Annotated in this window: 2 protein-coding genes and 1 pseudogene; all 3 read left to right on the top strand. The window is 64.1% G+C overall.

All coding sequences use genetic code 11. The annotated features are described in order from the left end of the window. A pseudogene (locus EN990_RS35100) lies at positions 1-576 on the top strand (flavin reductase); the annotation flags it as partial. Beyond that, positions 573-1,610, top strand: a complete 1,038-nt coding sequence (locus EN990_RS35095; protein ID WP_127370460.1) for an LLM class flavin-dependent oxidoreductase — start codon at positions 573-575, stop codon at positions 1,608-1,610. The pseudogene EN990_RS35100 and the gene EN990_RS35095, both read left to right, overlap by 4 nt. 10 nt (positions 1,611-1,620) lie before the next feature. Further along, positions 1,621-2,371, top strand: a 751-nt coding sequence (locus EN990_RS35090; protein ID WP_127388576.1) for an aldehyde dehydrogenase family protein, incomplete at its 3' end; no start/stop codon positions are given.

The raw sequence follows: 2,371 nt of genomic DNA, 5'->3' as shown, positions 1-2,371 counted from the left end.
CATTCGATCCTCATCGGCCGCGTCCGCGATTTCGAGCACAATTCCGCGCAGCCGCTCGGCTATTGCCGCGGCGCCTATGTTGCACCCGGCCTCAGCCAGGACGCGCTGGCCGCGACCCAGCCCGGCACCGATGTCGGCGCCATCCTCGAAAATGGTGGCCGGATCCTGTTCGTGGAAACGGCGGACGGTTTTGAACTGCCGCGCGGCCGAGGGTTGGGTTCGGCAGGCGATGGCAATAGTCTGCGTGGACTGCTTGCGGCAAAGGCCATCGAGGCCCAGCTCGGCTTCCTGTTCGCCGTCTGGGACGACGCCGGACCTGTTTCGCGCACGCATGTCTACTATCGCGGTACGTTCGACGTGCCCGCTTCCAGCGATCGCGGCATTCGGCTCATCGAGATCGACGCGATCGAAGGATTGAAGATCGCCGATTCGGCGATCCGCTCGATGCTCACGCGCTATATCAGGGAATGCTCGGTGGATGCATTCGGCGTCTATGTCGGCAACGATGTCGAAGGCGAGGTCCGGCCGCTCGCCAGACCCAGCGCTTCCACCGTCAATACAGGTGCCCACGGATGAAATTCTCGCTCTTCGTGCATATGGAACGGTCGGATCTGGCCAAGCCGCATTCCGAGCTTGTGACCGAGCTCGAAGAACTGGTCCTGATGGCCGAACAGGCATGCTTCGAGACCGCCTGGATCGGCGAGCATCACGGCATGGAATTCACCATCTCGCCCAATCCCTTCATCAACATCGCCTATCTCGCCGCCAAGACCAGCCGTATCCGCCTCGGCACCGGAACCGTGATTGCGCCCTTCTGGCACCCGATCAAGCTTGCCGGCGAAGCGGCGATGGCTGACGTCATCAGCGGTGGCCGGCTGGACATCGGCATCGCGCGCGGCGCCTACAGCTATGAATATCAGCGCATCTTCCCAGGTCTTGACGCCTGGGGCGCCGGCCAGCGCATGCGCGAGATCATACCGGCGATCCGCGGCCTATGGGACGGCGACTTCGAACTCTCCGGCGAGTTCTGGCAATTCCCCGCCACCACCTCCTCGCCCAAGCCGCTGCAGAAACCCTACCCGCCGATCTGGGTGGCGGCCCGCGACCCGAACTCGCACGATTTCGCCGTCGCCAACGGATGCAAGGTCCAGGTAACGCCGCTGGCTTCCGGCGATGACGAGGTGACGAGCCTGATGCAGCGCTTCAACGCCGCCTGCGCCGCGCATCCCGAGATCGAACGACCGGAAATCATGCTTTTGATGCACACCTTCGTTGCCGACGACGCGGCTGACGCAGATCGCCTGACGCAGGACCTGTCGACTTTCTATTGCCAGTTCGGCGCCTGGTTCCAGAACAAGAAACCAGTGCATCAAGGCATATTGGAGCCGCTGACGCCGGACGAGATCGCGGCCATGCCGCAATACGCGCCCGACAAGATCAGGCAGAACCTGGTGATCGGCGAGGCCGATGAGGTCATCGCCCGGCTGAAGAACTATGAGGCACTCGGCTACAACCAGTATTCGATCTGGATCGACAGCGGGCTTTCGCACGAGCACAAGAAAAAATCGCTGCAACTGTTCATCGACCGGGTGATGCCGGCCTTCCTTTGATCGCGAGCCCATGACCGACGCCCCCTTCAGGAACTTCATCGACGGCCGCTTCGACGAACCGTCCGCTACTTTCGACAGCGTCGACCCGTCGACCGGGGCGGCCTGGGCCAGGATGCCGGCGGCGAGCGAAGCCGATGTCGACCGCGCCGTCGAGGCGGCGCACCGCGCCCTGCGTTCCGGCCCATGGCGTAGGATGACCGCGACGGCGCGTGGAAAGCTGCTGGTCAAGCTGGGCGACCTCGTCGCCGCCAATGCTGGGCGACTTGCCGAGCTCGAGACCCGCGATACAGGCAAGATCATCCGCGAGACCCGCGCCCAGATCGCCTATGTCGGCGACTACTACCGCTATTATGGCGGGCTTGCCGACAAGCACGAAGGCGCGCATGTGCCGATCGACAAGCCGGATCTCGACGTCACCATCCGCCGCGAACCGATCGGTGTCGTTGCCGCGGTGGTTCCGTGGAATTCGCAGCTCTTCCTCTCGGCCGTCAAGCTCGGTCCGGCGCTCGCCGCCGGCTGCACCATCGTGCTCAAGGCCTCCGAGGATGGCCCGGGGCCGCTGCTCGCCTTTGCCGAACTGGTTCATGAGGCTGGCTTTCCCCCAGGCGTCGTCAACATCCTCACCGGTTTGGGCCATGATTGCGGCCGGCGCCTGACCAGCCATCCGCTGGTTTCGCGAGTCGCCTTCACCGGCGGTCCCTCGACGGCGCGCGCCATCGTCAGGAACACGGCGGAGAACCTTGCGTACACCACTCTGGAAC

This window comes from Mesorhizobium sp. M7A.F.Ca.US.005.03.1.1 (assembly GCF_003997975.1).
Classification (GTDB): Bacteria; Pseudomonadota; Alphaproteobacteria; order Rhizobiales; family Rhizobiaceae; genus Mesorhizobium; species Mesorhizobium ciceri.
Note: the sequence above shows the minus strand (reverse complement) of the source record. Positions and strands in the feature narration are given on the sequence as shown.

Coding starts and splice junctions, on each gene's coding strand:
- EN990_RS35095 (WP_127370460.1), top strand. CDS start 573: ATGAAATTCTCGCTCTTCGTGCATATGGAACGGTCGGATCTGGCCAAG.